The sequence below is a fragment of the Paraburkholderia sp. A1RI-2L genome, from assembly GCF_048957375.1.
Taxonomy (GTDB): Bacteria; Pseudomonadota; Gammaproteobacteria; order Burkholderiales; family Burkholderiaceae; genus Paraburkholderia.
In genome coordinates, this window is record NZ_JARBTA010000002.1 from 1057160 (window position 1) to 1083784 (window position 26625).

Consider the following 26625-nt stretch of genomic DNA (forward strand, 5'->3'; position numbering starts at 1 on the left):
TCGGCGCCTGCCGACCCGATTCGCGACGGCATTCTTCGTAACAATCCGAGCGTAGCGCGCTGTTTTAAATGAACCGCCAGCCAGCGATACATCGAGCGATTGCCCGGCGTCGCCGCGGCGAAATCATATGGCGAGCCGCACGGCGCGGCCTGAGAGACTGGCAGGGCAGCGATGGCGCGATCTGGCTGCATCTGCTGAAAACAGTCATGGCGGGATTGCTTGCCTTGGGCATTGCGATGCGGCTCGATTTGCCCCAACCGCGCATTGCAATGACGACTGTGTTCGTGTTGATGCAACCGCTTTCCGGCATGGTGTTCGCGAAGAGCGTCTACCGCATCGTGGGCACCGCGGTAGGCATGGTCGCAGCGGTGGTGCTGGGGGCCGTCTTTATCCAGCAACCCGAGCTCTACATACTCGGGATAACAGGGTGGGTGGCCGCGTGTACCGCAGCCGCGATGCGTAATCGTCATTTTCGTTGGTACGCTTTCGTGCTGGCAGGCTATACCGCGGCGCTGATCGGCATTCCGCTCGTGACGCAGCCCAATGGGCTGTTTCTCGCGGCGCTTGGGCGCGGAGCCGAAGTGGCCGTGGGAATCCTGTGCTCGGGGGTGGTCAGCGCCGTTATCGTGCCCCGGCAATCGGGCTCGCTGCTCGAGCGCACTTTACGCGCTCGCTATATCAATTTTACTGCGTTCGCTGCGGTTGTGTTGTCCGGCAGTCTGGAAAGAGGCGTGTTTGAAGGGCGATTCGCGAGACTCGTCGATGAGATCGTTGGCTTCGAGGCCACGCGCGCTTTCTCATTTTTTGAGGATCCGACGATGCGCGCGCACAGCCAGTTGCTCGCGCGTCTAAACGGCGAGTTCATGGACGTCTGCGCGCGCCTGCACGCGCTGCGGCAGTTGAAACGGCGTCTGCGCAAGAATAACGAAGCCATCGCACCACTTACGCCGTATTTCAGCGAGCTTGCGGCGCTGCTTGCGCAACGTCCTCGTCAGGGCGAAGCCGATCGTGCATACGCATTGCGTATCGAGCAAGACCTTGCGTCGTTCATGCGCACACTGCCGCGCCGCGTGCGCGAAACACGGCGGCCGCTTGAAACGGGCGCGCCCGATGCGCTGCAAGACTTCGACACCTCCGCTGAGCTGATCTACCGCTTCACGGCTGAAATAGCCCGTTATAGCAGTACGTGGGCGTCGCTCACGCAGGCAGGTCTGCCGCCCGAGCCGCGCATGACGCGCTATGTGCCGCGTACGAGCTGGTACGTGGTGGGATTCACCTTCATGCGCACGGCAGTGGTGGTGGCGGCGCTCGGCTGGTTCTGGGTGGAGACTGACTGGCCGAGTGGCGGCCTCGCGATGATCGCCGCCGCGCTCACCTGCGCGCTCACATCGTCGGCGCCGCGCGCCACGCGCATGGCATTTCAGATGGCGGCGGGCGCGGGCTGCGCCGCGCTCGTCGGCTATCTGCTCACCTGCTACGTGTATCCAAACATCGATGGCTTTCCACTGCTTTGCGTCGCGCTCGCGCCGTTGCTAGCACTGGGAGCGTACTTTGCGACGCGTCCGCGCATCGCTGGCTTCGGCGTCGGATTCTCGGTGTTTCTCTGTCTGCTCGCCGGTCCCGACAACGTCATCGTCTATACGCCCGATCTGCTGATCAATAACGGGGTCGCGGTCGTGCTGGCGATGATCGTGGCCGCGCTTGCGTTTGCCGTGGTTTTTCCGCCGCACATGAGCTGGCTCGTCGAGCGCATGTGCGTGGCGTTGCGCGCTCAGGTTCAGCTCGCCTGCCGTGGCGAGCCGCAGGGCCTCGGCCAGCAGTTCCAGTCGGGCACGCACGACCTGATGCACCAGTTGCGGCTGCTGCTCAATGGCCGCAAGCAGGCACACCGGCGCGCGTTGCGCTGGATGCTGATCACGCTCGAGGTGGGGCATGCCGTGATCGATTTGCGACACGAGGCGCAACGCGCCACGTGGCTCGATATGGCCGGGCGCGGATGGCAAGCGGGCCTCGACCAGGTGCTCGACGATATTGCGCGCCTTTTCGAGGACCCGGGCGCCGCGCCGCTGAAGCGTGCGCTTGCATCGGTGCGAGCGGCCACCCGGATCACTCAGGAAGCGCTTCCGGGCGTTCGCCATGATCGTGAGCGCAGGCACGACGCGCAGCGGATCCTGAGCCATCTGCATTTCATTCACAGCGCGCTCATCGACCGCGATGCACCATTGGCCGCGCTCGCGCGCCAGGCACGCGGCCGTCGTTCCCGTCGCTCATTCCACACGAAAACACCTTGAACCAGCAATCTGGACGGCAGGTACGCGATCTTGCTGCAGTCTGGAAATATGCCTTCCATCTCGACCTCTTAATCGTTCCGGATCCGAGTCATATAGTCACATCACTGCTTCGCAGTAACCGTTAGCACTGGAGAGTGAAATGAAGTCCCTGAAGTTCGCTGTTGTTGCCTGTTCGTTGTTCGCCGCCGCCTCCGCCTTTGCACAGAATGCAGCATCGGACGCGAGCGTCCCTCAACAGGCCGCGCAAAGCGCAGCGCAGCCTGTCAATCAGATCGCAAAGCCGGCAAAGAAAGACGAATGCGTCGGTCCGGCCAGCTTTTGCAACCTCTATTTCGGTAGCTGAGATCGAGTGACTGCCCGCCATGAATGAGCGAGGCGCTAGCTTGAATTCCTTGCCGCGGCGCCTTCGCATGAGGCTCCGCGGCTTTGCGCATGGTGGCTGCAAAAGGGTATTGCAGAAGCCGTAAAGCAACGCCACCGAAACGAGACCTGCGAAGGGCACGTGGCATTTCCGGTAGTTAGTGGAGACTTTGATGTACGAAGACCGTATTCGTTGTGCCGCGTTGCGCGGGAAAATCACTTCGGCTGCCGAGGCGGCAAAACTCGTGCGCAACGGCATGCGTGTCGGCGCGAGCGGCTTCACGCGCGCAGGCGACACGAAGGCCGTGCCCATCGAACTGGCGCGCCGCGCGCGCGAAGAGCAGGAGCCGCTGCGCATCACGCTGATGACGGGCGCCTCGCTCGGTCATGACGTGGACCGCATGCTGACCGAAGCCGGTGTGCTCGAGCGCCGCTTGCCGTTCCAGGTGGACACCACACTGCGCCGCGCCATCAATCGCGGCGAAGTCATGTTCGTCGATCAGCACCTCTCCGAGACCGTCGAGATGTTGCGCGCGAACCTGCTCGGCAAGCTCGATCTCGCGATCATCGAGGCCGCTGCGATCACGGAAACGGGCGGCATCGTCCCCACGACCTCGGTGGGCAACTCGGCGAGCTTCGCGATTCTCGCCGAGAAGGTGATCGTCGAGCTCAATCTCGCCCAGCCGCTTGCGCTCGAAGGCCTGCACGACGTGTGGATTCCGGGCCGCCGTCCGCATCGCGACCCGCTGCCAATCCTGCATCCGCACGATCGCGTGGGCACGTCCATCATCGATATTCCAGCGGAGAAGATCGCCGCCATCGTCATCACGAACGAAGCAGACAGTCCTTCGACTGTGCTGCCGGCGGACGAAGAAACCGCTCGCATCGCGGGCCACCTCATCGAGTTTTTGCAACACGAAGTGAAGCACGGCCGCATGAGTGCGCAGTTGCCGCCGCTGCAGGCCGGCATCGGCACGATCGCGAATGCGGTGCTCTCGGGCTTCGTGGATTCGCCATTCGAAGCGCTTACGATGTATTCCGAAGTACTTCAGGATTCCACCTTCGACCTCATCGATGCGGGCAAGATGGTATTCGCCTCGGGGGCGTCCATGACGCTCTCGGCGCCGCGCCAGGCTCAGGTGCTCGCCGATCTCGACCGCTATCGCGACAAGCTCGTGCTGCGTCCGCAGGAAGTGAGCAACCATCCGGAAGTGATTCGGCGCCTCGGACTCATCGCGCTGAACACGGCGCTCGAATGCGACATCTATGGCAACGTGAATTCCACGCACGTGGGCGGCACGCACATGATGAACGGCATTGGCGGCTCGGGCGATTTCGCACGCAATGCCTCGTGCGCGATCTTCGCAACCAAGGCCATTGCTAAGGACGGCCGCATCTCCAGCATCGTACCGATGGTGCCGCATGTCGACCACAACGAGCACGATGTGGATGTGATCGTCACCGAGCAGGGCCTGGCGGACTTGCGTGGCCTCGCGCCGCGCGAGCGCGCGAAGCTGATTATCGATCGCTGCGCGCATCCGCTCTATCGCGACCTGCTGCGCGACTATCATGACGACGCGCTGAGGATCGGCGGCCAGACGCCCCACAATCTCGCCAGGGCCTATGAAATGCACCTGCGCTTCAACGAGACCGGTTCGATGCTTCCTGATCGAACGGGTGGTCTCGTCGCCAGCGGCGCATAAGCATCAAAGCAAAAAAATAGCGGGAGCACCAGCGATGGTGCTCCCGCTTTTTATTGGCGATCGCAAATTGCTATGCTCTTCGGAATAGCCTGATGATGAAGAGCAGGATGACCGCGCCGACAATGGCCGTAATGATCGAGCTGATCATGCCGCCGCCGATGTGGATCCCGAGCAGGCCCGCCAGCCAGCCGCCGATAAATGCCCCGACGATCCCGACAATGATATCGACGATCAAACCGAAGCCGCCGCCCTTGACGAGCAGCCCGGCAAGCCAGCCAGCAACTGCGCCGATGACGAGCCACGCGATGATGCCGTGTTGCATATGGAGGACCTCTCTCGTTGGTGTGAAGAATGAAACACAACGAAGTGGAGCTTAGTTCATGGATGGGGTCGAGTCCATGAAACGTGGCCAGAATTGACAGTTCTTGTCGTCCGCGGCAGAGCGTTTCAAAAATTGCAACGAAAGCGAAATGTGTTCGTAAGCGAGCACGTCTTCGCTCGTTAGGCCCTGAATGTCTCATGCGTGGAACAATGCGGCTTGCCAAGCTGGCGCGGCTGCCATGTACGGGTCAGCATGGGGTCACGGCCTGGCAGTGAGACTGGCGCTATCGATGATGGAATGGGCCAGGAGTCGCGTATGGATACGCTGCGCAATATGCGGGTCTTCGTGAGGGTGGTGGAATCGGGCAGCTTCACGCGTGCTGCAGTGAGCGAGTCGATGACGACCGCGCAGGTTTCGCGCGCGGTCACGGACCTGGAGTCGCGGCTGCGCGCGCGTCTGTTGAACCGCACCACGCGGCGCATGTCGCTGACCGAGGCGGGTGAGCGCTATCTGCAAAGTTGCAGGCGCATTCTCGCCGATATCGAACAGGCGGAATCCGAAGCGGCGGACGCGCAGGGGAATCCGGCGGGCAAGCTGCGCGTCTATGGCGGCACGAGTTTCGGTCAGCATTATGTAATGCCGTTGATCGCGCGCTACCAGCAGCATTTGCCCGATGTCGCCGTTGATTTGACCATCGCGCAGCAGATGCCCGATATCATCGAGGAAGGCTTCGACGTAGCGGTGGTGGTGGCAGCCGAGCTCGGGGATTCGGCGCTGATTTCGCAGCAACTGGGCAGCACCGCGGCCATTCTGTGCGCGTCGCCTGCATATCTGGATATGCGCGGCGAGCCGCGCTCGTTCGACGATCTCGGCGCGCACACCTGCCTGCATCTGACCGATGCGAGCCTGCCTGCGGGCCAATGGGTCTCGGAGGGGCCGCACGGAGAAACGTTCCGCCATACCGGAGTGACGCCTTTCCAGGTGAACAATCCCGAAGCGCTCGCGCTTGCCATACGCGAAGGCATGGGCATTGGTCCGCTGCCGGTGCCGGTGGCGCTGCCGGGTCTCGCCGACGGCTCGCTCGTGCGCGTGCTGCCCACGCATCGTCTGCAAAAGCTCAACATCTACGCGCTCTATGCCTCGCGCCGCTATCTGGACGCGAAGATCCGCACGTTCGTAGAGTTCCTGCGCGAGAAGGTGCCGGCAGTGCTGGCCGAGCAGGAAACATCGCTTGCGGCCTGCGATGTGCCGCAACGTCAGCGCGCTACGGCGCGCGCGCGTTTGCGCGAGGCGCGCCAGGCGCGCGACATGCATGAAGTCGAGCACTTGCGGCTCGTGAACTGAGCAGCATGCGTCACCCATCGAAGACATGAGCCAATCGGAGCAGCAATCGTCTTCCGCCATAGCAGCGAGCAGCGGGCACGACATCGATCTACCCGGGCGTGCGCGGGTCGGCGAGCGTGCGTGCGTCGCGGCGATCGTCGTCGCCGTGATGCTGTGCGTCGGCGCGACACGCACGATCGTCGCGAACGTGATCGACGTGATGAATGCGCGCCATCCGGCCAGCCTCACGCAGCAGCATCCGCTTGCCAGCGAGCGCAAGGAGGCGCAGATTCATGGTCTGCAGCCTGCTACGACGGTTTATCTGGCGCGGGTGCCCGGCGGCGCCTGTAGCGCGGGCCCTTGCCGCGAAACGCCGTCCGGCGCGCCGCGAAGAGGAGGATGACGATGAAAGTATTGGTGATCGAGGATGAGCGCAAGGTCGTGGATTACCTGCGCAGCGGATTGAGCGAGCAGGGCTGGGTTGTCGACGTGGCGATGGATGGCGAAGAGGGCGCGTGGATGGCGACCGAGTACGACTTCGACGTGATCGTGCTCGACGTGATGCTGCCGAAGCTCGACGGTTTCGGCGTGCTGCGCGCGGTGCGCGCGAAGAAGGACACGCCGGTGATCATGCTGACCGCGCGCGACCGCGTGGACGACCGTGTGCATGGTTTGCGCGACGGCGCCGACGACTATCTGACCAAGCCGTTCTCGTTTCTCGAACTCGTCGAGCGTCTGCGCGCGCTCACGCGCCGCGCGCGGGTCCAGGAGTCCACGCTCGTCGCCGTGGGCGATCTTCAGGTGGACCTCATCAGCCGCCGCGCGACGCGCGACGGTGTGCGGCTCGATCTCACCGCGAAGGAGTTTCAACTGCTCTCGGTGCTCGCGCGGCGGCACGGCGAGATTCTCTCGAAGACGCTCATCACCGAGCTCGTGTGGGACGTGAATTTCGAGAGCAATGCCAATGTGGTGGAAACCGCCATCAAGCGGTTGCGCGCAAAACTCGACGGCCCGCACGCGTCCAAGCTGCTGCATACGATACGCGGCATGGGTTACGTGCTCGAAATGCGCGAGGCACGCGAAGACGGAGGCCCGGTGTCATGAAGCGCTCGATCTCGCTGCGGCTTTCGGCGATGTTCGCGGCGGTCTCGCTGATCGTATTCACGCTCACCGGCACGGGGCTGTTTTTGCTGATGCAGCATCAGCTCTTCAACGAGTTGCGCGAAACGCTAGACGCGCGGGCGCGCATCGCGGGCCTGATCGTTGCGCACGCATCGGATGTGAAGAAATGGGCGTTTGTGCAGGAGAAACTGCACGACCTTTCGCCTGTGGACAGTCGCATGCACTACTACGTAGACGCCGCCGATCCGCGCTTTCGCTTCGGCGCACCCATCGCGGGCAAAGTCACCGGAGATGTCGGTCCGGATTATCGGCTCGTGCGGCCGGCGGGCTACAACTACGACCTGATCGTCACGAGCATGACGGTGCCCGCGAACGGCGAGCGCCCCGAAGTGAAACTGGTGGTGGCGAGCGATTGCATGCGCACGGAAAGCATGTTGCGGCGCTTCGGCATGGCGCTCGGCGTGCTGATCGTGCTTTCGACCATCGCGGTGGCGCTGTTGAGCCGCGCCGTCACGCGCTTCGGTCTTGCGCCGCTTACGCGGCTCTCCCACGAGGCGGCGCAACTGAGTCCCTCGAACCGTCGCCAGCGGCTGCATGCCGGCGAGCTGCCCGAGGAACTGCATGAACTGGCCACCTCGTTCAATGGCGCGCTGGAGCGGCTCGACAAGGCCTACGAGCGACTCGAATCGTTCAACGCCGACGTCGCACACGAACTGCGCACGCCCGTGAGCATCCTGATTGGCCAGACCCAGGTGGCGCTCACGCGCGACCGCTCGGTTGCGCAGTTGCAGCATACGCTGCAATCAAATCTTGAGGAATTCGAGCGATTGCGTGTGATCGTCAACGACATGCTGTTCCTTTCGCGCAGCGATCGTGGCGAGCGCGCGACCGAGCTCACGGAGGTTTCGCTGCGGGCCGAAGTCGAGCGCATGCTGGAGTTCCTGGAGATTCCGCTGGAAGAGGCGCAGTTGAGCGTGCAGGTCAGGGGCGATGCGCGCGCGTGGGTCAATACCTCGCTGATAGGCCGCGCAATGAGCAATCTGTTCGTGAACGCGATCCAGCACTCGCCGCGCGGAACCGTGCTGCAGTCGACTATCGCGCCGCAGGACGGTCACGTCGAAATCGCCGTATCGAATCCTGGCGAGCCGCTCGACCCGGTAGTGCGCGAACATATTTTCGACCGCTTCTATCGCATTCAGGAAGCGCGCTCGAATAGCCACGAGAACCACGGTCTCGGGCTTTCCATCGTCAAGGCGGTAGCCGAGATGCACGGCGGCGCGGTATTCGTGCGCAGTGCGAATGGTGTCAATACGTTTGGTTTCTCGGTGGCCGCGCATGCGGGCGCAGCGATGGGCGATGCGGCGGGTAGTGCATCCGATGCATCGGATGCCGCGCGCCAGGGGCGCGCGGGGGTGCCGTTGCACGTGTCTTCGTGAGCCAGCGGCGCGTGCGCTTCGCGCCGCCAGACGTTAGATGTTAGACGTCTGGCGCTAGACCGGATCGTCATCCGCCGGCTGGCTGACAACGCCGTCGTGGTGGTGCTGGTCGCGGCGCAGCAGGTCCCAGCAACTGATGAAGAGCGCGGCAATCAGCGGTCCGATCACGAAGCCGTTGATGCCCATGAGCGAGATGCCGCCCAGCGTGGAAATCAGCACGACCCAGTCGGGCAGGCGCGTGTCCTTGCCCACCAGCACCGGCCGCAGCACATTGTCCACGGTGCCGATCACGAGCACGCCGAACAGCGTGAGGCCGATGCCTTTGGCGAGCGCGCCGGTCGAGATGAAGTAGAGCGCAATGGGCACCCACACGAGCGCCGCGCCTACGGCCGGCAGCAGCGACAGCAGCATCATCACGAAGCCCCACAGCAGCGCGCCCTGAATCCCCAGCACCCAGAGGGCGATGCCGCCCAGCGTGCCCTGCACGAACGCCACGGCCACATTGCCCTTCACGGTCGCGCGAATCACGGTCGTGAACTTGCGGATCAGATGCTGCTTGTGCGATTCGTCGAGCGGAATTGCGTCGCGCACGAGCCGGGAAATCTCGCGGCCGTCACGCACGAGAAAGAAGAACATGTAGAGCATCACGCAAAAGCTCACCATGAACTGCACCGTGATTTGCCCGACGCTCAGCGCGCGCGTGGCGATGAACTGGCTGATTTGCGCGGCGCCCGCGGAAAGGCGCTGCTGAAGGCCAGGCAGATCCATCAGGTCGTAGCGTGCGAGCAACCCTTGCAGCGACTGCGGCAGCGCATGCACGATCTGGCTGAAGTACGCACCGAAGTCGAGATTGCCCGAGCGCACCTGCGCATAGGCGTAGCTCACCTGCTGGATCAGCGTGCCCGCCACGAGCGTGAGCGGGAAGATCACGATGACGAGACAGATCGTCAGCGTGATGAGCGCGGCGAGATTGCGCCGCCGCCCGAGGCGCGCCACGATGCGGCGCTGCACGGGCTGGAAGATCAGCGCGAGTATCGCGCCCCACAGCACGGTGCTGAAAAACGGCGCGAGCACGAAGCACAGCGCAATCGAGACGACGAAGAGCAGCAGGTAGAACGCGGTCTGGTGGAGGTGCTTGTTGCCATCCATGAGCAGTGAATTCCTTTGTGTTCCGGTCAGGCTCAGCGAACGCCGACGAGCCGCACGCGCGTGATTTCCGAAGGTGCGCCGAGCCGCTTGGGCGGCCCCCAGTAGCCCGTGCCGCGGCTCGTGTAGACCCACAGGCCGCCGAGCTTTTCGAGGCCGGCCGTGAATGGCTGCTGCAGCCGCACGAGAAAATTCCACGGGAAAATCTGCCCGCCGTGCGTATGGCCCGACAACTGCAGCGTGTAGCCCGCATCGGCGGCGGCATGCGCGGTGCGCGGCTGATGGGCGAGCAGGACGCGCGTGTTCACGTCGGCCGGCGCGCCGCGCAAGGCGCCCTGCGGATCGCTGCGATGCGCGGGATCGAAGTTGCCTCCGGTGTAGTCGGTCACGCCCGCGAGCACGAGCTGCGCGCCGCCGTGCTCGATCACCACGTGCTGGTTCATCAGCACCGTGAGGCCGATGCGCCGGAACTCGGCGACCCACGCATCGGCTCCCGAGTAGTACTCGTGATTGCCCGTGACGAGATAGACGCCGTAATTCGCCACAAGCCGTCCGAGCGGCGCGGTGTGATTCGAGAGGTGCTGCACGCTGCCGTCCACGACATCGCCCGTGATGGCCACCACGTCGGCGTCGAGCTGGTTCACCGCGCGCACGATTGCATCCACATAGTCGTGCTTGATGGTGGGCCCGACGTGGATGTCGCTCAACTGCACGATCGTGAAGCCGTCGAGCGCGGCGGGCAGCCCGCGGATCGGCACCTCGACGTCGCGCACGCGCGCGCGACGCCGCGCATTGAAAAAGCCAAATGCGCTCGAGCAGAACGCGAGCGCGACGACAACAGCGGCGCTGCCCGTGCGCCAGTGCGCGAGGTCGATGCTGTGAGGCCAGATCGAATCGATGGTCATGAGCGAAGCGAGCACGAGATCGCGCGCGATCGTCAGCATGAGCAGCGACGAGAAAAATCCCATCGCGAGCATGCCGGTCCATGCGAGACGGTCGCCGAGCGGCTGACGCTTGAAACGGCGCGCGAGCATGCCGGGCGGAATCGCCGCCACGGAGAGCACGAGCCACAGCGTGGCGAGCCACTTGCCCGTGGCGGGCACAGGCAGGTCGGGAATCAGCCGGAAGCCGACATAGACGTGCAATAGCACGCCTATGGAAATGAAGCGGAGCAGAAACGAAAGTCGGGGCATGTCGGGCCGCTGGGTGGCGCAGGCAACCGGTGCAGATAACCTGCGCAGGTAACGAGGTTGGACAACTCAGTCCCACGGAGCGGGAAGCGCGGAAACCGGCTGCGCCGCAGTGCGCGACTGGCCGCGCGCTCCGCATGGCCCGCTACACCGTTTGTGCGGATGCGCCGCTCGCGCATTCGTCGCATTTTACCGGCAGTGAAGGGTTCGTGCCGGGGCGTTGCGGGGCGCGGCTTCGGCGCATTGCAGCAACGCACGCCCCATGTACGCACGGCGGTCCGGCGAGTCGAGTGTGGCGCTGCGGCATAACCCTGGATTGCCAACCTCGGGCCGCCGTCGCACTATTTTCTCGAGGGCCCGTGAACGCTATTAAACGTTCATTGAAGCGGCCTGGCCGATGGACTATGCTCGAATCGAGGCCCGTGCGGTTTCGGGCGCTCTGGGGGAGACGGGTCATGAAAATTACCAGGCCGAACGTGCAAGGGCTTCATGGTCGTCATGTGAGTTACGAGGGTAGCCACGTCATGCTGCCAATGGTCGTGCTGTCGATCATGGCCGTGGCGCTGTACTTCGCGGTGCGGCGCGTCGACATCCTCGAACTCGGCCGCAGCGCGCTATTCGACATCGTGATGGTGTTCGTCGCGCTGGGCATCGCGGGGTTCTTCGGCGTGGTGGGGGCGTGGTTGCGCTCGCGCACGACCGATGAACCGCCCGAAGGCTTTTGTTTCGCCGGCGCGCTCATTGGCGCGGTGGTGTTCTATATCGCGTTGTTGACCTGAGGCTGATGTTCGATCTCTTCGACGATACCCCGCAACCCGACGTCGACTGGCATCCCGCGTGGCTCGCGCCCACGGCGGCGGCCGAGTGGCTTGCGCGCGTCGTCGCCGAAACGGATTGGCGCCAGGAGCGCATCCGTACGCCAGGCGGCTGGGTCGACCAGCCGCGTTTGACCGCATGGCAGGGCGACCCCGGCGCCATCTATATCTATTCAGGAATCCGCAATGTGCCGCAGCCGTGGACGCCGGCCGTGGCCGAACTGCGCGACGCGATTGCCGAGCTTTGCGGCGTGCGCTTCAACAGCGTGCTGCTCAACCGCTACCGCAGCGGCACCGACAGCATGGGCTGGCACGCCGACCACGAACCCGAGCTCGGCCCGCAGCCCGTGATTGCCTCGCTGAGCCTCGGCGCAACGCGGCGCTTCGACTTGCGCCACAACGCGACCGGTGTGACACGCTCGTTCCAGCTTGCGGGCGGCAGTCTGCTCGTGATGCGCGGCAAGACGCAGGCGCAGTGGCGTCACCGGGTGCCCAAGGAACCTGCGATCGGCGGCGAGCGGGTGAATCTGACGTTCCGTGTGGTGATGCCGGAATTGCTTAAAAGGTAGGGGATTTGATGTCTGTTGCCGTGAATTCGGCGCGGTTTGGCAGGAATTTGCGCTGTCAGAAAATATCGCGCTAAAAATAAAATTCGACTTTATGCGCATAAACATATTATTCGCGGATTTACAGCGATAGCCTGCACATCCTCAATCCACGCCCAGGCGCCGCCGCACCGTGGCCGCGAGCCGGTCGAGCGGTAGCGTCGCCGCGCTCAATGCCGCAACTTCCGGGTAATGCTCACGGGCGATGTCGGTGAGCACCTGGCCGGGCGGCGCTTCGACCAGCACGGTCGCCCCCGATTCGATCATGACCGTGAGCGCGTCGTACCAGCGCACCGTATAACGCATGTTGGTGGCGAGGTCGGTGCGAATCGCATCGCCGTCCCGGAGCGGGCGGCCGCCGCGATTGTCGACGTAGACGCCTTCGGGCGAGCGAACCGGAATGTCGCGCGACCACGCCACGAGCCGTTCCGTGGCGTCGGCCAATAGTTCGCAATGCGAAGGGACGGAAACGGCCAACCGCTGAACTTTGCGTGCGCCCGCCGCGAGCGCGCGCGTGGCGAACGCTTCGAGCGCGGCGTCGGCCCCGGCCACGACGATCTGGCGCGGCGCGTTGACGTTGGCCACATAGACGTGCGCGTCGCTGGCCCGCGCGGCGCTGTCCTGCGTGGGTGCGGTTGTGTTAGCGAGCGCCTCCACCTGCGTCTCGCCGAGCCCCGAGACTGCCGCAAGGCCATAGCCCGCCGGCCAGGCGGACTCCATCAGCTCGGCGCGCTTTTGCACCATGCGCAGCGCGTCGGCGAAGTCGAGCGCGCCGCAGCACACGGCAGCCGGATACGCGCCCACCGAGAGGCCGGCGCTGAACTGCGGCGTCAATCCCGCTTGGGCGAGTGCGCGGGCGTGCGCCACGCCAGCCACCACGAGACCGATTTGCACCGCCACCGTGGATTGCAAGGCCTGCGCGCTATCGAGCGCGAGGATGTCGAGGCCGAGCGTCGCGGAGGCTTCGTCGAGCGTGGCGCGCACGACCTCGTGCTCGGGCAGCCGGTGCAGGTAACCGGGACTTTGCGCGCCCTGGCCGGGAAAGAGGCAGGCGAGACTCATGATGTTTACCACGGATCGGCAACGAGGCGCGCGCCGTCGCTCGCGCGCGCGAGCACGCGCGCCTTGCCAGACGTCCACTGCGCGAGTTCGGCGAGCGCGACGCCACCCGCCGGCGTTTCCAGCTGAGCGTCCACGCGTGTGCCGGCGTGCTGCGCGGCGCGTGCGAGTGTAGCGGCGAGCGCTGCGATCGTTGCTGCATCGCTGCGTCGGGGCATGCGGATCAGCAGGTCAAGATCGCTGGATTCCGTAGGTGTGTGGACCTGCGTGGCCAATTCGAACCCCGCGCTGCCGGTCGGTCCCCAGACGAAATCCCGCAGCGGGCCTGGGGCCTCGCGCAGCGACGCAAGGGCCACGAATGCCGCTAACGCCGCGCGTTCCGGCGAGGGGGCTATTGCGAGCAGCGATTCGGGCGATACAGACGATTCGATATCGTCAGCATTGACCCATGTGCCGAAGCGCTCCGCACGCGTGCCGCCGCGCAAGCCCGCCGCCACGAAGCCCGGTGCCGCCCGAGCGCGGCGCACGACGGCGAACGGCGCGCGCGCGAAGGCTTCCGGCACCCAGGTGGGCTCGTCTGGCACGGGTGCGAGGCGCGCGAGCCGCAGCAGATCGTGCGGGCGCCAGCGCGATTCGTCCGTGCATGGCGTGTCGGGCGCGAACGGCGGTGCGGCGCACAGTCGCATCAGCTGGCGTCCCACTGTTGCGCGAGCCGCTTGCGCACTTCGATCGATGCCGCGCGCGTGCGTTGCGCCGCTTCGCCCTGAAGACGATGCGCGAGACCACTGCGGTCGTTGCGGGCTTCGCGCACCCTGCGCGCAAGCACTTCGCGCACGCGCGCGATTTGGGCGTCGTCCGGCGCGTTGGCGTCGACGCCCGCGATCAATTCGTCCAGTAGCCCGAGCTTCGCGAACGAGGCCATCGAGTACGACATCGGCACGATCTTCTCGCCGAGTGCGTCGAGGTCTTCGACGCTGCGCCGCGTGACGCGCGCCGCGGCCTCCTTGCCCATCGCGTGCACCATCGTGCCGGGCGCATCGAGTGCGACGATGCGATTGGCCTGATAGCCGTGCGCGAGGAACGCGCCCGACATGGCGGGACCGACGATCAGCGCCACCACGGGATGCCCCGCGAGGCGCGCGCTCGCATAGGCGTCCACGGCGGCCGCGCAGGCGAGGTGGATGCCGAGCATCTCTTCGCGATAGCCATACGCCTGGCTCTTCACATCGACGATCGCGACGATCGGGCGGCGCATACCGCTGGCGGCGTCTTCGTCGATCGCGCCACGCACGGCCTGTGCGAGACGCCAGCCCTGTTCGAGGCCCACCACGTTGTCGCGCGCGCGGGGAAAACGGTTGTCGGGGTCGGGCGCGACGGTGATGAAGCGCGCCGTCTCGCCATCGAGCGGTGCATCGGCATAGGGCACGCAGTGCGCACTCGCATCGTTCGGCGCACCTGCGAGTGCGCGCAGCCACAGCGCGCCCCGGCTCAAGTTCGTATCGCTCATGCGGGCTCTCCATGTGTTTGGGACGATGGCGTTTCGAACATCGCGCCCATGGTGTCGGGCGCGATGCTGGCGGGATCGATCCGCGCGAGCTTCGCGAGCGTGGCGTCGATCTGCACGGTGCGGTGCGCTTGCGGTATGCCGCGTGCGAACGCGGCGCGCACGGCGGCGCGCACGTCGTCGACGGCGTCGTCCACGAGCGCATCGGCATAACCGGTGCGCGCGCGCTGCTCGCCGCCGATCAACTGCCACACGTGGCGGCGATCGCTCGAATCGAGTTCCTCGATGCCGGCTTCCTGCTCGATCACTTCGGGGCCGTTCATGCCGAGGCGTCCTTGCTTCGTCATCACGAGAGACGAGCACAGTGCCGCCGCGAGCGACATGCCGCCGAAGCAGCCGACCATGCCCGCGATCACGCCGACCACGGGCACATGGCGGCGCAGCGCGACGATCGCCGACTGGATCTCGGCGATCACGGCGAGGCCGAGATTGGCCTCCTGCAAACGCACGCCGCCGGTCTCGAACAGCACGACGGGGCGCACGATCTTGCCGCGTTCGCAGTCGGCGAGTGCGAGCTCGAGCGCAGCGGCGATCTTGCTGCCCGACACCTCGCCGATGCTGCCGCCCTGGAACGCCGATTCGATCGCGCAGACCACGGCGGGCTCGCCGTCGAGCGTGCCGCGCGCGATCACGGCGCCATCGTCGGCCTGGCAGACGATGCCCTGCAGCGGGAGCCAGGGCGACTCGATGCGGTCGAACGGGCCGAGCAGTTCGCGGAAGCTGCCTTTGTCGAGCACGGCGGCGGCGCGCTCGCGCGCGGAGAGTTCGATGAAGCTCTCGCGCAGCAGGGTCTGGATGCCTGCGCTCATGCCTTGCCTCCTTGCGTGCTGTCCTGCGCGGCTTCCACGGCTTCGGCGAGACGCAGCGCCACGACGCCGGGCGTCGCGCCGAAGTCGTTGATCTCGATGAGCGCCGCGCCGTCGTAGCGCGTGAAGAACCGATCGAGCACGCTCTTCCAGATATGGCCGTAGCCGTCCACGCTCGTATGCACGACCACGCGCGCCTGCATGTCGCCGGCGGGCTGCAGCAACACTTCGAGATCGCCCGAGCCCACCACGCCCACGTGGGCGCGCGTCGTCACGGCGCGCTGCGCCGGATAGTCGAATGTCAGTTGTTCCATGAAACCGTCCTCCCGCCGATGCGGTGGTGAACCAGTCTGTCGATGAAGAGCGTCGCGGCGAGCAGATCGGCCGCGCCGCCCGGTGATGCATTGAGCGCGAGCAGCGCGCGTTCGAGCGCGTCGAACGCGGCGCGGCCCGCGCGCGTGGCGATGCCGCCCGCGTCGCGCACGCGCTGCGCGCCCGCCTGCGCGGCCTCACGGCCCGCGAGGCCGGCGCGGTGCAGCACGCAGGTGTCGTCGAGCGAAGCCATGATGGCGAGCAGGGCATCCACGCGCGCCGCCGCTTCGTCGCGCCCTTGTGCGCGCGCCGCGTGGAGCGCAGGCAGACCCACGCGAATCACGTGCGGAAAGCCGTCTTGAGCCTCGCGCCGCGCGCCGCCTACGTGGTAGCGCTGGCGCACGCGTTCGCCGTTGCTTTGCGTGGGCTGCCGCACGGTGGGCGCGAGCAGGTCGTCGAAACGCGCGATGCGTGCCGCCGCTTCGGCAATCTGCGCAGCATGCGGTGCGAACGCGTCCATGTCGTTCTGCGGCGTATGCGAAATAGTTGCGCCAGCAACCAGCAAGCCAACGATCCAGATTGCGCCTCGATGCGCATTGCTGCCGCCGGTCGCGCGCATCATTGCGGCTTCGCCGGCCCGGCCAATGCGTGCGAGTTCGGTGCGCAGCGCGTGGCCTGGCGTCGCGCCGCGCGCAGCGCGCGCGAGCGCCTCGAAGGTGGGTTCGAGCGCATGCGCGGAACGCAGCATCGTCGCGAGATCGAGATCGATGTGTGCGCCGCTGCCGCGCGCGTCCACGAGCGCGGGCTTGGGCGTGAGGCGCGCTTCCTCGATCAGCGCATCGCGTGCGAAGCGCGCGAGTTGCGCGTCGGGCGTGAGCGCGGCCGAGCACGCGCTGCGCGGCGTCGCGCCATACGAGGCCGCAGCGCCTTCGGCCAGCCGGTCCAGTAAGAGCGTGCGCATCGCGCTCACCAGCTGCGAAAGCGTGCGGGCGGCGTATAGAGCCCACCCGACCACGTCACGAGATCGTCGATGCTGCGCGCCGCGAGCAGCGAGCGTTTCGCGTCGCCGCGACGGATGCCGAGATCTTCGGGAAACTGAACGATGCCGCGGCGGCGCAGTTCCTCGGTCTTCTGCGGCTGCGCGCGCAGGCCGATGGGCGTCACGCCCGCAACCGCCGCGAGCGCGGCGCGCCGCTCGTCGATGCCTTCCGCGCGATGCAAATGCACGATGCCTTCCTCGGTCACGACATGGCTCACGTCGTCGCCGTAGATCATCACGGGCGCGATCGGCATGCCGCTTTTCTCGCCCACGGCGATGGCGTCGAGTTCGTCCACGAAGGTCGGCTCGCCGCCTTTCTTCCACGTTTCCACGAGTTGCACGACCAGCTTGTGGCCCCGCGCAATCGATGCCTGCGGGCCGTCCGATTTGAGCAGCTTGAGCCACGCGTCGCTCGCGTGGCGGCGCCCGCGCGGATCGTGGCCCATGTTCGGCGCGCCGCCGAAGCCGGCCAGCCGCCCGCGCGTGACGGTGGACGAGTTCGCGTCGGCGTCGATCTGCAGCGTCGAGCCGATGAAGAGGTCGACGCCATACTGGCCCGCGAGCTGGCACAGCACGCGGTTCGAGCGCAGGCTGCCGTCGCTGCCGGTGAAGAATACGTCGGGGCGCGCGGCGATGTACGCCTCCATGCCCACCTCGCTGCCGAAGCAATGAATGCTCTCGACCCAGCCCGACTCGATGGCGGGAATCAGCGTGGGATGCGGATTGAGCGTCCAGTTGCGGCAGATCTTGCCCTTCAGGCCCAGCGACTCGCCATAGGTGGGCAGCAGCAGTTCGATCGCGGCAGTGTCGAAGCCAATGCCGTGATTGAGCGAGGTGATGTTGTACGGCGCGTAGATGCCCTTGATGGCCATCATCGCGGTGAGCACCTGCAAGTCGCCGATATGGCGCGGATCGCGCGTGAACAGCGGCTCGACCGCGAAGGGCCGGTCGGCTTGCACGACCACGTCCACCCACGAGCCGGGAATGTCCACGCGCGGCAGCTCATCGACGATTTCGTTCACCTGAACGATCACGATGCCCTGGCTGAACGCGGCGGCCTCGGCAATCGTGGGCGTGTCCTCGGTGTTCGGGCCCGTGTACAGGTTGCCGTGGCGGTCGGCCTTTTCCGCGCACAGCAGCGCGACCTGCGGAATCAGGTCGACGAACATGCGCGCGTAAAGCTCCACGTAGGTATGGATCGCGCCCACTTCGAGCCGGCCGTCTTCGAGCAGCTGCGCGACGCGCAGGCTCTGCGGACCCGCGAACGAGAAGTCCACGCGGTGCGCGATGCCGCGCTCGAACAGCGTCAGGTGTTCCGGGCGGCTGATGCTCGAAATCAGCAGATGCACGTTGTTGAGTTTCTCGGGATCGGCTTTGGCGAACGAGCGCGAGAGAAAGTCGGCCTGCTTCTGGTTATCGCCTTCGAGGGCGACGCGGTCGCCGGGGCGGATCAGCAGTTCCAGCGCTTCGGTCGTTCGCGCGGCGGGCAGGATGCCGTCTTCGAGCCAGCCCGCAATGGCGGCGAGGCGGCGAGCCTTTTCATCGCGGCGCGTGGTCCACGAGCGCGGCGCCGCATTGGCAAGATCGGGCGATGTGAGCGTTTCAGCTTGAGGCTTCATCGGGAGTTCGGCTCCGTGAGCGGGGTGTTGCGGGAGAGGCAGAAGAAGCGCGGGCGCGCCGTTTTTTGGCGGCCGGCTGCGCCGCTGCGCGCTCGGTGAGGAAACGGTAGATCAATTCGCCCGTGCCGAGCAGATGCGCGGCCACCAGCGCCTGCGCGGCGGGGATGTCGCGGCGCTGCACGGCGTCGAGGATCTCGGTGTGCTCGGCATCCGATTCGCCCTTGTAGGCGGGAAAGCCGAATTTCAGGCGTAAATAGCGCTCGCCGCGGCGATGCAGGGTGGCGAGCATCTCCATCAGTTGAGGGCGGCCGGCGGGCGCGTAGAGGCTCATATGGAAGGCCTCGTTGCGCGCCACGTAGAGCGACGGATCGCGCTCGCGCGAGGCCGCGGCGGCCAGCGCGCTCACTTCGCGCAGCGTGGCCTCGGTGTGATGCGGAATCGCGAGCCCGAGCGCGAGGCTCTCGAGCGCCGAGCGGATCTCGTAGATCTCGCGCGCTTCGTCGCGTGAGAGCGAGGCGACGCATGCGCCCTTGTTGACCTCGATTCTTGCCCAGCCCTCGCTCGCGAGTTGGCGCAGCGCCTCGCGCACGGGAATGGCGCTCACCGAAAAGTGGCGCGCGATCGCGTCCTGACGCAGCGGTGCGTCGGGCGCGAGCGTGCCCTCGACGATGGCGGTGCGCAAGGCATCCGCGATCATGCGCGACGTGCTGGTGCGCGGCGCCGCTGCTCCCGGCAGGCCCGGCAATCCTTGCGGGGCGGGCTGCATGGGGGGCTGTGGGGCAGCCTCGGCGCTACCTTCCAAGGGAAAACCATCCGTTGCGTGGCTCATGAGATCAAATATTATATATAAAACGATGACTTTGAAAGTCTCGGAAACCCGAAATCCGCAGCCAGGCGGGTCGCTGGCGCATGCGTCATGGTAGTGCGGCGCGTGCAGAAACCTCATGGAGAGAGACGCGTATGAACTCGATAACCGGGGCCGCGCAGCGTGCCCGGAAAACGCCCCTCAATCGCTCGCAGATCGTGGGCTTCTGGGGTGCCTGGGCAGGCTGGACGCTCGATGGCATGGACTCTTTCATCTACGCGTTGGTGCTCACGCCGGCGCTCACCGAGTTGCTGCCGCGCTCGGGTTATGCGGCCACACCCGCAAACATCGGCCTTGCGGGCTCGATCCTGTTCGCGCTGTTCCTGGTGGGTTGGGGCCTCTCGTTCATTTGGGGACCGATGGCGGACCGCTTCGGCCGCACGCGCGTGCTGGCCGGCACGATTTTCATGTTCGCGATCTTCACGGGACTCTCGGCCACTGCGCAAAGCGTCTGGGCGCTCGGCATCTTCCGCTTTCTCGCGGGCGTGGGCATCGGCGGCGAATGGGCGCTGGCTGGCACTTATGTGGCCGAGTCGTGGCCCGAGGATCGTCGCAAGATGGGCGCGGGTTATTTGCAGACTGGCTATTACGCGGGCTTCTTTATTGCTGCCGCGCTCAATTACACGGTGGGCGTGCACTTCGGCTGGCGCGCGATGTTCCTCACTGGCGCGCTTCCCGTGGTGGTCGCCATTCTCGTGCTCACGCGCGTGGAAGAGCCGCAGACATGGAAGCGCTCCGAAGCCAGCCACGTGCATCGCGGCCACCCGCTGCGCGAGATCTTCGGCAGTGCTTATCGCGTGCGTACCGTGGTGGCTTGCGCGCTCCTGACCATCGCGATCATCGGCTTGTGGGCCGGTGCCGTGTACGAGCCTTCCGCCGTGATCCAGCTCGCGACGCGCGCGGGCGCGAACAAGGCCGAGGCCATCCGCACGGCGTCCATCGCCACCGGCATTCTCTCCATCGGCACGATTCTCGGTTGCCTCGCGCTGCCCCCGATGGCCGAGCGCATCGGCCGCAAGTGGACGCTCGCGGTGTATTTCTCGGGCATGGCCGTGACGGTTGCGGCGAGCTTCGGCTGGGCCTATTACCTCGAGAACGGACTCGTGCCGTTCATCGCGCTGCTGTTCGTGCTGGGCTTTTTCGGCGGCAACTTCGCGCTGTTCAGCCTGTGGCTGCCCGAGCAGTTCGAAACGCGTGTGCGCGCCACGGCGTTTGCGTTCTGCACGTCGTTCGGGCGTTTCGTGGGGGCGGGCGTGAATTTCCTGCTGGGCGCGGCGGTGCTGCATATGCACACGCTGGGCGTGCCGGTCGCGCTCACCGCGCTCGCGTTCGTGCTCGGTCTGCTCATCATTCCGTTCGCGCCGGAGACGAAGGGCGAGACGCTGCCCTCGTGAAGCGGGCAGCGAATCGCCGTTAGACCCGCAAGGGCGGCGCGCTTCAGCGCCGCCTGAGCGCGAGCCCCGGTGGCAGCAGGCGCCAACCGAGATTCACGCCGAGGCTCGCCAGCACGATCAGCACCATGCCCGCGAGTTGCAGCGCGCTCAGCGCGCGGCCATAGACGATGGCGTCGACGGCGATGGCCGTGAGCGGATAGACGAACAGCAGCACCGCGATCACGGGCGTGGTGAGCTTGGGCAGCGCGCCGTAGATCAGCACATAGGACAGCCCCGTGTGCAGCACGCCCATGCCGATGAGCCAGCCCCATTGCGCGGGCGCGATATGCGCGAATTCGAGCGGTGCGATGAAGGGCGCGATGAGCGGCAGGCAGATCGTTCCTACCGCGCATTGGATCAGCGTGAGCAGATGCGGGCGGAGCTCGCGCAGGCTCTTCGCGATCAGCGTGACGCTCGCGTAGAGCACGGAGCCGCCCAGCGCTTCGGCGAGGCCAATCAGATAGCGCGGATGGTCGGCGACCTGGCTTTCCGCTAGCACGCCCGAGGCGAGCACGAGTCCCGCGAAGGCAATCGCGATCCAGCCGAGCCGGTCCGCGCCCAGTCGCTCGTGAAAAAGCGCCGCGCCCATCAGCACGACCCAGAATGGCTGCACGTGAAACACGACCGTCGCGACCGCGATGCTCGTGCGATGAATCGAATCGAAGAAGCCCACCCACTGCGTGACCATCAGCACGCCGGAGGCGAACGCGAGCGCGAACATGCGGCGCGTGAACTGGCGCTTGATCTGGCCTCGGGTCAGCCAGCCCTTGCACGCGCAATACGCGGCGAGCGCGAGCATGCCGAAGAAGCAGCGGAAGAACACGAGTGTGAGCGCGCCAAGGTGCGCCTCTTCGACGAAGATGCCGATCGTGCCCATCAGGAGCCCGCCGCCCGCGAGCATGACGATGCCTTCGCGGCGGCCGGTGTGGGGTCCGGATTGCATGGCTGGAACGTGCAAATGGGAAGCGAGTTGAAAACCGGGTCAGTATTCGCCAGTTGCGGGGTGTCGGCAAACGAATTAAATTGAAGAATTCCATCAACGGGACTTATGAATCATGAATCCCGAGTTTGATCTCGACCTGTTGCGCACCTTTGCGGCCGTCGCGGATGCCGGCAGCTTCACGAAGGCGGCCGTGACCGTGCATCGCTCGCAGGCGGCGGTGAGCATGCAGATCAAGCGGCTGGAGCAGATGCTCGGCACCACGCTGTTCACGCGCGATACGCGCAATCTCGCGCTCACGCGGCCTGGCAATACGCTGCTCGAATATGCGCGGCGCGCGCTCGATCTGCAGGAAGAGGCGTGGTCGGCGCTGGTGCGGCCCGAGGTGACGGGAAGGGTCGTGCTGGGCGCGCCCGACGACTACATGGCCGCACTGCTCTCGCCGGTGCTCAGGCGCTTTTCGACGCTCTATCCGCATGTGGAAATCGAGATCGTGTGCGCGCAGAGCGTCGCGCTCGGCCCGATGCTGGCGGACAACAAGATCGACATCGCCTTCGTGACGCGCGATAAAAAGCTGCGCGGCGAATTCGTGCGCAGCGAGGACATGGTGTGGGTCGGCTCACCCGACGATCCCGCGCCGCTCGCGATGTCGCCACTGCCGGTGGGCCTGTACGAGCACGGCAGCGTGGCGCGCGCGCATACGGTGGCCGCGCTCGATGCGGCGCATATCCGCTATCGCGCGGCCTATAGCAGCGCGAGCCTGATGGGGTTGATGGCGACCGTGGAGGCGGGCATCGCGGTAGTGGCGCTCACGCGTTGCAGCGTGCCGCCGCGCTTCGACATTCTGGGCGAGGCGCAGGGGCTGCCCAAGATAGAGCCGCTCGACATCGTTGTTGCGCGCAGTGTCAAATCGAACCGGCCCACCTGCGATTATTTCGTACAGCAGATGGTTCAGGATCTTTCGGTGCGTCGTCCACGGGCATAATATCATCGCAACTTCCGGCTATTTTTTCGAGCCATTTCGATTCCTTCGAATAGCGAGTCGCCGCCATGTCCGACCACGATTTCCATTTCGACCTCGATCGTTATTTCGCGCGCATCGGCTACAACGGAGAACGACGCGCGTCGCTCGACGTGCTGCGCGCGCTGCACCGCCTGCATCCGCGTGCGATTGCATTCGAGAACCTCGATCCGTTTGCCGCGCGCCGCGTGTCGGTCGCGCCGCCCGACGTGTTCGCCAAGCTCGTGGCGTCGCGGCGCGGCGGCTATTGTTTCGAGCACAACACCGTGCTCGCGCATGCGCTCATGCAACTGGGCTTTCGCATCGAGCCGCTGGCCGCGCGCGTGCTGTTCGGCCGTCCGCCCGGCACGATCACGCCGCGCACGCACATGCTGCTGCGCGTGCATGTGGACGGTGCGGCCTGGCTTGCCGATGTGGGCTTCGGCAGCGCGTCGCTGTGTGCGCCGCTGGCGTTCGCTGAGCGCGGCGCACAAGAGACGCTGCTCGAGCCCGCGCGGCTCACGCCGCTCGGCGAGCGCGAGTGGAAGCTCGAGCAGTACGACGGCAATGACTGGATCGACGTCTATCGCTTCGACGATGCGCCCGCGCAATGGGTCGATTACGAAATGGCGAACTGGTTCACCTCGGCGTCGCCACAATCGTTCTTTACGGAGAGTCTGATTGCCTGCATCGCGCGCGAAGACAGCCGCGCGATTCTTTTCAACGACCGCTATACGGAGCGCGACGCGAAGGGGCAGCGCACGATCGAGCGTACGATCGCGAATGCAGCGGAACTCGCGGGCTGCCTGAACGAGCAGTTCGGCCTGGATACTGCGGGCTTCGACACGAGCGCGCTGTTCGCGCGTGTGCAAGGGCGGGGTGCGGCTCGCTGAGGTATGCGTCGAGGCGCATCAGGACGACACAGGAGGACGCGTTGGATAACGCTCTCGTCAAGCGTCTGCTCGTCCAGACGTTCGTCTGGCTGGTGTTCCAGGGCGCGCTGCTGTTCGTCGCGGCTGGCACGCTGGCCTGGGCCGCCGCATGGCTCTGGCTGCTCGAATGGGCCGCGCTGGGCTCGTGGATCGGCCTGTGGCTCGCGCGCACCGACCCCGGCCTGCTTGCGGAACGCCTCGCGCCTTTCGCCCAGCGCGAGCAGGCGGGCTGGGACCGCATCTTCATGATGGCGGTCTCGGTGGGCTGGTGTGCGTGGCTGTGCCTGATCGGCGTCGACGCCATGCGCTTTCGCTGGTCGCATGTGCCGTTCTGGCTCGGCGTATGCGGCGCGCTGGGGATCTTCGCCAGCCTGTATGCCATGCGCGCGGTCTTCGCGGCCAACCGCTACGCCGCGCCGGTGGTGAAGATTCAGCGCGAACGCGGCCACACGGTGACCGATAGCGGCCCCTATGCCTACGTGCGCCATCCCATGTATGCGTTCGCGATCCCGCTGCTGGCGGGCACGCCGCTCATGCTCGGCTCGTGGTGGGGCCTCGCTTGCGTGCCGTTGATGGTGGCGGGGATCGGCTGGCGCGCGGTGCGCGAGGAGCGTGTGCTCGCCACGGAACTGCCGGGCTATCGCGCCTATCTGGAGCGGGTGAAGTACCGGTTCGTGCCCGGCGTCTGGTGAATGCCGCGCGGGCTGCGCGCGTCAGCGCCGCCAGGGCGCGGCGCGCCCGGCACCATCAGCGGCCGCGGACGTCATTCGCGCCGTCGCCGCTCTCCAGTTCGTTCGCATAGCGTCGATAAAGCCAGGCCAGCGCCGTGCTCGTGAGTAGTGCGAAGGTGACATTGACGACGCTTTGCCCGATGGCGAGCACGGTGATCCACGCGGGCGTTTCCACGTCCTCGGGCGTGACGCCGGCGACGCCGAGGCCAATCAGCGCGAGCACGCCGCAGACGAGCAGCGGCAGCGCCGCGACGCACGAGACGCCCAGCACGCTCCAAAAGTGTCCACGGCTGTCGCGCCATGCGGCGCCCAGCGCGAAGCGTCCGCCGATGGCGAGTGACGGATAGAGCAGGCTGAGCCGCACGCCGACGAACACCCAGATCGCGCCGACGACCAGCGAAAGAAAGGCCACGCCGCCCTCGTGGCGCGGGCGCAGCACCAGCCAGAAGGCCGCCGCGATGCCCACCAGCGCGAGCATCATGACGAGGCCCAGCATCACGATGCGCAAGAGCGGCTTCGCACCGGACGCGATGAGCGGCGTGGCGGGCTCGCCGAGCAGCACGAAGCGGTAGACCTTCAGCGTGAACCAGATATAGATGAGCGCATTGAGCAGCGAGGCCAGGTTGGCGAGCAGCACGAGGCCGGTGGACGGCCCCGCGCCTTCGCCCGGCAAGGGCCGGCCGGCCAGTGCGAGCCCGCCGAGCACCGCGTAGGCGACGAAGGTGCCGAGCACGAGCGCCGGCATGCGCGTGAACGCTTCCCGTGCGCTTGCCCACGCGTGTTTCACGCATTCCATGAAGGTCATCTGCTGCATGGTTTTTATCGTTGAAGTTACAGATGGCCAACAGTTTAGGGCATGCCCTGACGCGGCGTGCGCTATTTGACGGCGAAGAGCGTGAGGTTCATGAAGACCTTGAACGCGAAGCCGAGCGAGACCGCCGCGCCCACGCCGCCGCACCAGAGCAGCACGAACCAGAGCCAGCCGGGCAGCGCGCGTGTTCGCGCCTTAATGGTAGTGATGGATGTCGCCATGACGGAGCTTGCCTCGGAAGACCCAGTAGCTCATCGCCGTGTATGCGACGATGATGGGCAGGATGAACGACGCGCCAATCAGCGTGAAGGTCTGGCTCTCGCGCGGCGCGGCCGCTTGCCAGAGCGTGAGCTGCTGCGGAATCGCATAGGGCCACAGGCTCACGAGCAGTCCCAGGTAGCCGAGCAGAACGAGTGCGAGCGCGGCGGCGAACGGCGTCTTGTGACGGCGCGACTGCACGGCCCAGCGCATCCAGATGGCGCTCGCGAGCACCAGCAGCGGCACCGGCGCGAGCCGCCAGAACAGACCCGAGCCGAACCAGCGTTGCGCAATGACCGGGTCTTGCAGCGGCGTCCATACGCTCACGAGCGCGATGAAGCCGAGCAGCATGACCGTGAGCGGCCACACTAGCTTGTGCAGGCGGCGCTGCAGGTCGCCCTCGGTCTTGGCGACGAGCCAGCAGCTGCCGAGCAGCGCGTAGGTCGCCACGAGCCCGAAGCCCGAGAGGAGGCTGAACGGCGTGAGCCAGCCGAAAGCGTCGCCGGCGAAGCGCCCATCGCTCATCGGAATGCCCTGCAGGAAGGCGCCCAGTGCGATGCCCTGAAAGAATGCCGCGCCCGTCGAGCCGCCGATGAACGCGAGATCCCAAAGATGCTTCGTGCGCTTGGCCTTCGCGCGAATCTCGAAGGCCACGCCGCGGAAAATCAGGCACACGAGCATGAACACGAGCGGCAGATAGAGCGCGGAGAGCACCGTCGAATAGACGATGGGGAACACGGCGAACAGCCCCGCGCCGCCGAGCACGAGCCAGGTCTCGTTGCCGTCCCAGACGGGCGCGACCGTGTTCATCATGAGGTCGCGCTCATCTTCGTCGGGGAACAGCGGAAACACGATGCCGATGCCCAGATCGAAACCGTCCAGCACCACGTAGAGTAAAAGGCCGAGCGCGATGATCGCGGCCCAGATGATGGTGACATCCATG

At 65.9% G+C, this 26625-nt stretch carries 28 protein-coding genes; 13 read left to right on the top strand and 15 right to left on the bottom strand.

The genetic code is table 11. The annotated features are described in order from the left end of the window. Positions 1-68: 68 nt before the first annotated feature. From PWP93_RS19575 to PWP93_RS19585, 3 genes are all read left to right on the top strand, one after another. Positions 69-2291: an FUSC family protein gene (locus PWP93_RS19575; protein ID WP_421045590.1), complete on the top strand. Its 2223-nt coding sequence runs from the start codon at positions 69-71 to the stop codon at positions 2289-2291. Between the two features lie 139 nt (positions 2292-2430). After that, entirely contained in the window at positions 2431-2634 is a 204-nt protein-coding gene (locus tag PWP93_RS19580; protein ID WP_421026481.1) for a hypothetical protein, read from the top strand. A gap of 190 nt (positions 2635-2824) precedes the next feature. Then, positions 2825-4354 (top strand): acetyl-CoA hydrolase/transferase family protein, encoded by a 1530-nt coding sequence (locus PWP93_RS19585; protein ID WP_421045591.1) that lies wholly within the window; start codon positions 2825-2827, stop codon positions 4352-4354. 70 nt (positions 4355-4424) lie between these two features. On the opposite strand, the gene PWP93_RS19590 is transcribed toward PWP93_RS19585, so the two are convergent. Then, positions 4425-4676 carry a GlsB/YeaQ/YmgE family stress response membrane protein gene (locus PWP93_RS19590; protein WP_421045592.1) on the bottom strand — a complete coding sequence of 84 codons (252 nt, stop codon included), beginning with the start codon at positions 4674-4676 and terminating at the stop codon, positions 4425-4427. Between the two features lie 315 nt (positions 4677-4991). Between PWP93_RS19590 and PWP93_RS19595 the strand changes: the two genes are divergently transcribed. Genes PWP93_RS19595 through PWP93_RS19610 form a run of 4 tightly spaced genes read left to right on the top strand, consistent with a single transcriptional unit; the run spans position 4992 to position 8557 of the window. Beyond that, the gene (locus PWP93_RS19595) at positions 4992-6020 is read left to right on the top strand and encodes a LysR family transcriptional regulator (RefSeq protein ID WP_421045593.1); all 1029 of its coding nucleotides are present in this window, start codon (positions 4992-4994) and stop codon (positions 6018-6020) included. Positions 6021-6045: 25 nt separating this feature from the next. Continuing rightward, a complete protein-coding gene (locus PWP93_RS19600) occupies positions 6046-6402 on the top strand; it encodes a hypothetical protein (RefSeq protein ID WP_421045594.1) in 357 nt (118 codons plus the stop codon). A gap of 2 nt (positions 6403-6404) precedes the next feature. After that, entirely contained in the window at positions 6405-7103 is a 699-nt protein-coding gene (locus PWP93_RS19605) for a heavy metal response regulator transcription factor (RefSeq protein ID WP_421045595.1), read from the top strand. Then, positions 7100-8557 (top strand): heavy metal sensor histidine kinase, encoded by a 1458-nt coding sequence (locus PWP93_RS19610; RefSeq protein WP_421045596.1) that lies wholly within the window; start codon positions 7100-7102, stop codon positions 8555-8557. The genes PWP93_RS19605 and PWP93_RS19610 overlap by 4 nt, the downstream gene beginning before the upstream one ends. A gap of 54 nt (positions 8558-8611) precedes the next feature. Here PWP93_RS19610 and PWP93_RS19615 read toward each other — a convergent pair whose 3' ends face one another. Then, on the bottom strand, positions 8612-9706 hold the full coding sequence (locus PWP93_RS19615; protein WP_421026487.1) for an AI-2E family transporter: 1095 nt from the start codon (positions 9704-9706) through the stop codon (positions 8612-8614). Between the two features lie 32 nt (positions 9707-9738). Then, a complete protein-coding gene (locus tag PWP93_RS19620; protein ID WP_421026488.1) occupies positions 9739-10896 on the bottom strand; it encodes a metallophosphoesterase in 1158 nt (385 codons plus the stop codon). Between the two features lie 452 nt (positions 10897-11348). On the opposite strand from PWP93_RS19620, the gene PWP93_RS19625 reads away from it, so the two are divergent. Both PWP93_RS19625 and PWP93_RS19630 read left to right on the top strand, forming a co-directional pair. Continuing rightward, positions 11349-11672, top strand: a complete 324-nt coding sequence (locus PWP93_RS19625) for a hypothetical protein (RefSeq protein ID WP_421045597.1) — start codon at positions 11349-11351, stop codon at positions 11670-11672. Between the two features lie 5 nt (positions 11673-11677). Further along, complete coding sequence (locus PWP93_RS19630; RefSeq protein WP_421045598.1) at positions 11678-12277, top strand: alpha-ketoglutarate-dependent dioxygenase AlkB family protein; 600 nt, start codon at positions 11678-11680, stop codon at positions 12275-12277. Positions 12278-12418: 141 nt separating this feature from the next. Here PWP93_RS19630 and mdcH read toward each other — a convergent pair whose 3' ends face one another. Genes mdcH through PWP93_RS19670 form a run of 8 tightly spaced genes read right to left on the bottom strand, consistent with a single transcriptional unit; the run spans position 12419 to position 19541 of the window. Next, entirely contained in the window at positions 12419-13375 is a 957-nt protein-coding gene (mdcH, locus tag PWP93_RS19635; protein WP_421045599.1) for a malonate decarboxylase subunit epsilon, read from the bottom strand. A gap of 5 nt (positions 13376-13380) precedes the next feature. Next, positions 13381-14058 (bottom strand): malonate decarboxylase holo-ACP synthase, encoded by a 678-nt coding sequence (locus tag PWP93_RS19640; protein WP_421045600.1) that lies wholly within the window; start codon positions 14056-14058, stop codon positions 13381-13383. Further along, on the bottom strand, positions 14058-14879 hold the full coding sequence (gene mdcE / locus PWP93_RS19645) for a biotin-independent malonate decarboxylase subunit gamma (protein ID WP_421045601.1): 822 nt from the start codon (positions 14877-14879) through the stop codon (positions 14058-14060). Before mdcE ends, PWP93_RS19640 begins: the two co-directional genes overlap by 1 nt. Then, complete coding sequence (locus tag PWP93_RS19650) at positions 14876-15745, bottom strand: biotin-independent malonate decarboxylase subunit beta (RefSeq protein WP_421045602.1); 870 nt, start codon at positions 15743-15745, stop codon at positions 14876-14878. The genes mdcE and PWP93_RS19650 overlap by 4 nt, the downstream gene beginning before the upstream one ends. Then, a complete protein-coding gene (locus PWP93_RS19655) occupies positions 15742-16056 on the bottom strand; it encodes a malonate decarboxylase subunit delta (RefSeq protein ID WP_421045603.1) in 315 nt (104 codons plus the stop codon). The genes PWP93_RS19650 and PWP93_RS19655 overlap by 4 nt, the downstream gene beginning before the upstream one ends. Continuing rightward, positions 16044-17015, bottom strand: a complete 972-nt coding sequence (locus PWP93_RS19660) for a triphosphoribosyl-dephospho-CoA synthase (RefSeq protein WP_421045604.1) — start codon at positions 17013-17015, stop codon at positions 16044-16046. Before PWP93_RS19660 ends, PWP93_RS19655 begins: the two co-directional genes overlap by 13 nt. A gap of 5 nt (positions 17016-17020) precedes the next feature. Further along, positions 17021-18712, bottom strand: coding sequence for a malonate decarboxylase subunit alpha (mdcA, locus tag PWP93_RS19665; protein ID WP_421045605.1), 1692 nt, complete (start codon positions 18710-18712; stop codon positions 17021-17023). Next, positions 18696-19541 carry a GntR family transcriptional regulator gene (locus tag PWP93_RS19670; protein ID WP_421046123.1) on the bottom strand — a complete coding sequence of 282 codons (846 nt, stop codon included), beginning with the start codon at positions 19539-19541 and terminating at the stop codon, positions 18696-18698. Before PWP93_RS19670 ends, mdcA begins: the two co-directional genes overlap by 17 nt. Positions 19542-19672: 131 nt before the next feature. Here PWP93_RS19670 and PWP93_RS19675 point away from each other — a divergent pair, with 131 nt between their 5' ends. Beyond that, positions 19673-20971, top strand: a complete 1299-nt coding sequence (locus PWP93_RS19675; protein WP_421045606.1) for an MFS transporter — start codon at positions 19673-19675, stop codon at positions 20969-20971. Between the two features lie 43 nt (positions 20972-21014). Here PWP93_RS19675 and PWP93_RS19680 read toward each other — a convergent pair whose 3' ends face one another. After that, complete coding sequence (locus tag PWP93_RS19680; RefSeq protein WP_421045607.1) at positions 21015-21953, bottom strand: DMT family transporter; 939 nt, start codon at positions 21951-21953, stop codon at positions 21015-21017. 112 nt (positions 21954-22065) lie between these two features. Between PWP93_RS19680 and PWP93_RS19685 the strand changes: the two genes are divergently transcribed. From PWP93_RS19685 to PWP93_RS19695, 3 genes are all read left to right on the top strand, one after another. Further along, on the top strand, positions 22066-22935 hold the full coding sequence (locus tag PWP93_RS19685) for a LysR family transcriptional regulator (RefSeq protein WP_421045608.1): 870 nt from the start codon (positions 22066-22068) through the stop codon (positions 22933-22935). A gap of 65 nt (positions 22936-23000) precedes the next feature. Next, a complete protein-coding gene (locus PWP93_RS19690) occupies positions 23001-23843 on the top strand; it encodes an arylamine N-acetyltransferase family protein (protein WP_421045609.1) in 843 nt (280 codons plus the stop codon). Between the two features lie 41 nt (positions 23844-23884). Further along, positions 23885-24574 carry a methyltransferase family protein gene (locus tag PWP93_RS19695; RefSeq protein ID WP_421045610.1) on the top strand — a complete coding sequence of 230 codons (690 nt, stop codon included), beginning with the start codon at positions 23885-23887 and terminating at the stop codon, positions 24572-24574. Positions 24575-24629: 55 nt separating this feature from the next. Here the strand turns inward: PWP93_RS19695 and PWP93_RS19700 are convergent, their stop codons facing one another. The 3 genes from PWP93_RS19700 to cydB all read right to left on the bottom strand — a co-directional run bounded on the left by PWP93_RS19700 (position 24630) and on the right by cydB (position 26624). After that, a complete protein-coding gene (locus PWP93_RS19700; protein WP_421045611.1) occupies positions 24630-25427 on the bottom strand; it encodes a hypothetical protein in 798 nt (265 codons plus the stop codon). Between the two features lie 62 nt (positions 25428-25489). Beyond that, on the bottom strand, positions 25490-25645 hold the full coding sequence (locus PWP93_RS19705) for a hypothetical protein (RefSeq protein WP_167556513.1): 156 nt from the start codon (positions 25643-25645) through the stop codon (positions 25490-25492). Next, complete coding sequence (gene cydB, locus PWP93_RS19710; RefSeq protein WP_421026506.1) at positions 25620-26624, bottom strand: cytochrome d ubiquinol oxidase subunit II; 1005 nt, start codon at positions 26622-26624, stop codon at positions 25620-25622. The genes PWP93_RS19705 and cydB overlap by 26 nt, the downstream gene beginning before the upstream one ends. Between the last annotated feature and the right edge of the window lies 1 nt (position 26625).

What these genes read in the sequence shown, in the direction of transcription:
- PWP93_RS19625 (WP_421045597.1), top strand. Translation starts at nt 11,349, where the DNA reads ATGAAAATTACCAGGCCGAACGTGCAAGGGCTTCATGGTCGTCATGTG.
- PWP93_RS19620 (WP_421026488.1), bottom strand. Translation starts at nt 10,896, where the DNA reads ATGCCCCGACTTTCGTTTCTGCTCCGCTTCATTTCCATAGGCGTGCTA.
- PWP93_RS19685 (WP_421045608.1), top strand. Translation starts at nt 22,066, where the DNA reads ATGAATCCCGAGTTTGATCTCGACCTGTTGCGCACCTTTGCGGCCGTC.
- PWP93_RS19640 (WP_421045600.1), bottom strand. Translation starts at nt 14,058, where the DNA reads ATGCGACTGTGCGCCGCACCGCCGTTCGCGCCCGACACGCCATGCACG.
- PWP93_RS19575 (WP_421045590.1), top strand. Translation starts at nt 69, where the DNA reads ATGAACCGCCAGCCAGCGATACATCGAGCGATTGCCCGGCGTCGCCGC.
- PWP93_RS19605 (WP_421045595.1), top strand. Translation starts at nt 6,405, where the DNA reads ATGAAAGTATTGGTGATCGAGGATGAGCGCAAGGTCGTGGATTACCTG.
- PWP93_RS19690 (WP_421045609.1), top strand. Translation starts at nt 23,001, where the DNA reads ATGTCCGACCACGATTTCCATTTCGACCTCGATCGTTATTTCGCGCGC.
- PWP93_RS19630 (WP_421045598.1), top strand. Translation starts at nt 11,678, where the DNA reads ATGTTCGATCTCTTCGACGATACCCCGCAACCCGACGTCGACTGGCAT.
- PWP93_RS19660 (WP_421045604.1), bottom strand. Translation starts at nt 17,015, where the DNA reads ATGCGCACGCTCTTACTGGACCGGCTGGCCGAAGGCGCTGCGGCCTCG.
- PWP93_RS19670 (WP_421046123.1), bottom strand. Translation starts at nt 19,541, where the DNA reads ATGAGCCACGCAACGGATGGTTTTCCCTTGGAAGGTAGCGCCGAGGCT.
- PWP93_RS19595 (WP_421045593.1), top strand. Translation starts at nt 4,992, where the DNA reads ATGGATACGCTGCGCAATATGCGGGTCTTCGTGAGGGTGGTGGAATCG.
- PWP93_RS19675 (WP_421045606.1), top strand. Translation starts at nt 19,673, where the DNA reads ATGAACTCGATAACCGGGGCCGCGCAGCGTGCCCGGAAAACGCCCCTC.
- PWP93_RS19680 (WP_421045607.1), bottom strand. Translation starts at nt 21,953, where the DNA reads ATGCAATCCGGACCCCACACCGGCCGCCGCGAAGGCATCGTCATGCTC.
- PWP93_RS19700 (WP_421045611.1), bottom strand. Translation starts at nt 25,427, where the DNA reads ATGCAGCAGATGACCTTCATGGAATGCGTGAAACACGCGTGGGCAAGC.
- PWP93_RS19610 (WP_421045596.1), top strand. Translation starts at nt 7,100, where the DNA reads ATGAAGCGCTCGATCTCGCTGCGGCTTTCGGCGATGTTCGCGGCGGTC.
- PWP93_RS19655 (WP_421045603.1), bottom strand. Translation starts at nt 16,056, where the DNA reads ATGGAACAACTGACATTCGACTATCCGGCGCAGCGCGCCGTGACGACG.
- cydB (WP_421026506.1), bottom strand. Translation starts at nt 26,624, where the DNA reads ATGGATGTCACCATCATCTGGGCCGCGATCATCGCGCTCGGCCTTTTA.
- PWP93_RS19600 (WP_421045594.1), top strand. Translation starts at nt 6,046, where the DNA reads ATGAGCCAATCGGAGCAGCAATCGTCTTCCGCCATAGCAGCGAGCAGC.
- PWP93_RS19615 (WP_421026487.1), bottom strand. Translation starts at nt 9,706, where the DNA reads ATGGATGGCAACAAGCACCTCCACCAGACCGCGTTCTACCTGCTGCTC.
- mdcE (WP_421045601.1), bottom strand. Translation starts at nt 14,879, where the DNA reads ATGAGCGATACGAACTTGAGCCGGGGCGCGCTGTGGCTGCGCGCACTC.
- mdcH (WP_421045599.1), bottom strand. Translation starts at nt 13,375, where the DNA reads ATGAGTCTCGCCTGCCTCTTTCCCGGCCAGGGCGCGCAAAGTCCCGGT.
- mdcA (WP_421045605.1), bottom strand. Translation starts at nt 18,712, where the DNA reads ATGAAGCCTCAAGCTGAAACGCTCACATCGCCCGATCTTGCCAATGCG.
- PWP93_RS19705 (WP_167556513.1), bottom strand. Translation starts at nt 25,645, where the DNA reads ATGGCGACATCCATCACTACCATTAAGGCGCGAACACGCGCGCTGCCC.
- PWP93_RS19590 (WP_421045592.1), bottom strand. Translation starts at nt 4,676, where the DNA reads ATGCAACACGGCATCATCGCGTGGCTCGTCATCGGCGCAGTTGCTGGC.
- PWP93_RS19585 (WP_421045591.1), top strand. Translation starts at nt 2,825, where the DNA reads ATGTACGAAGACCGTATTCGTTGTGCCGCGTTGCGCGGGAAAATCACT.
- PWP93_RS19580 (WP_421026481.1), top strand. Translation starts at nt 2,431, where the DNA reads ATGAAGTCCCTGAAGTTCGCTGTTGTTGCCTGTTCGTTGTTCGCCGCC.
- PWP93_RS19650 (WP_421045602.1), bottom strand. Translation starts at nt 15,745, where the DNA reads ATGAGCGCAGGCATCCAGACCCTGCTGCGCGAGAGCTTCATCGAACTC.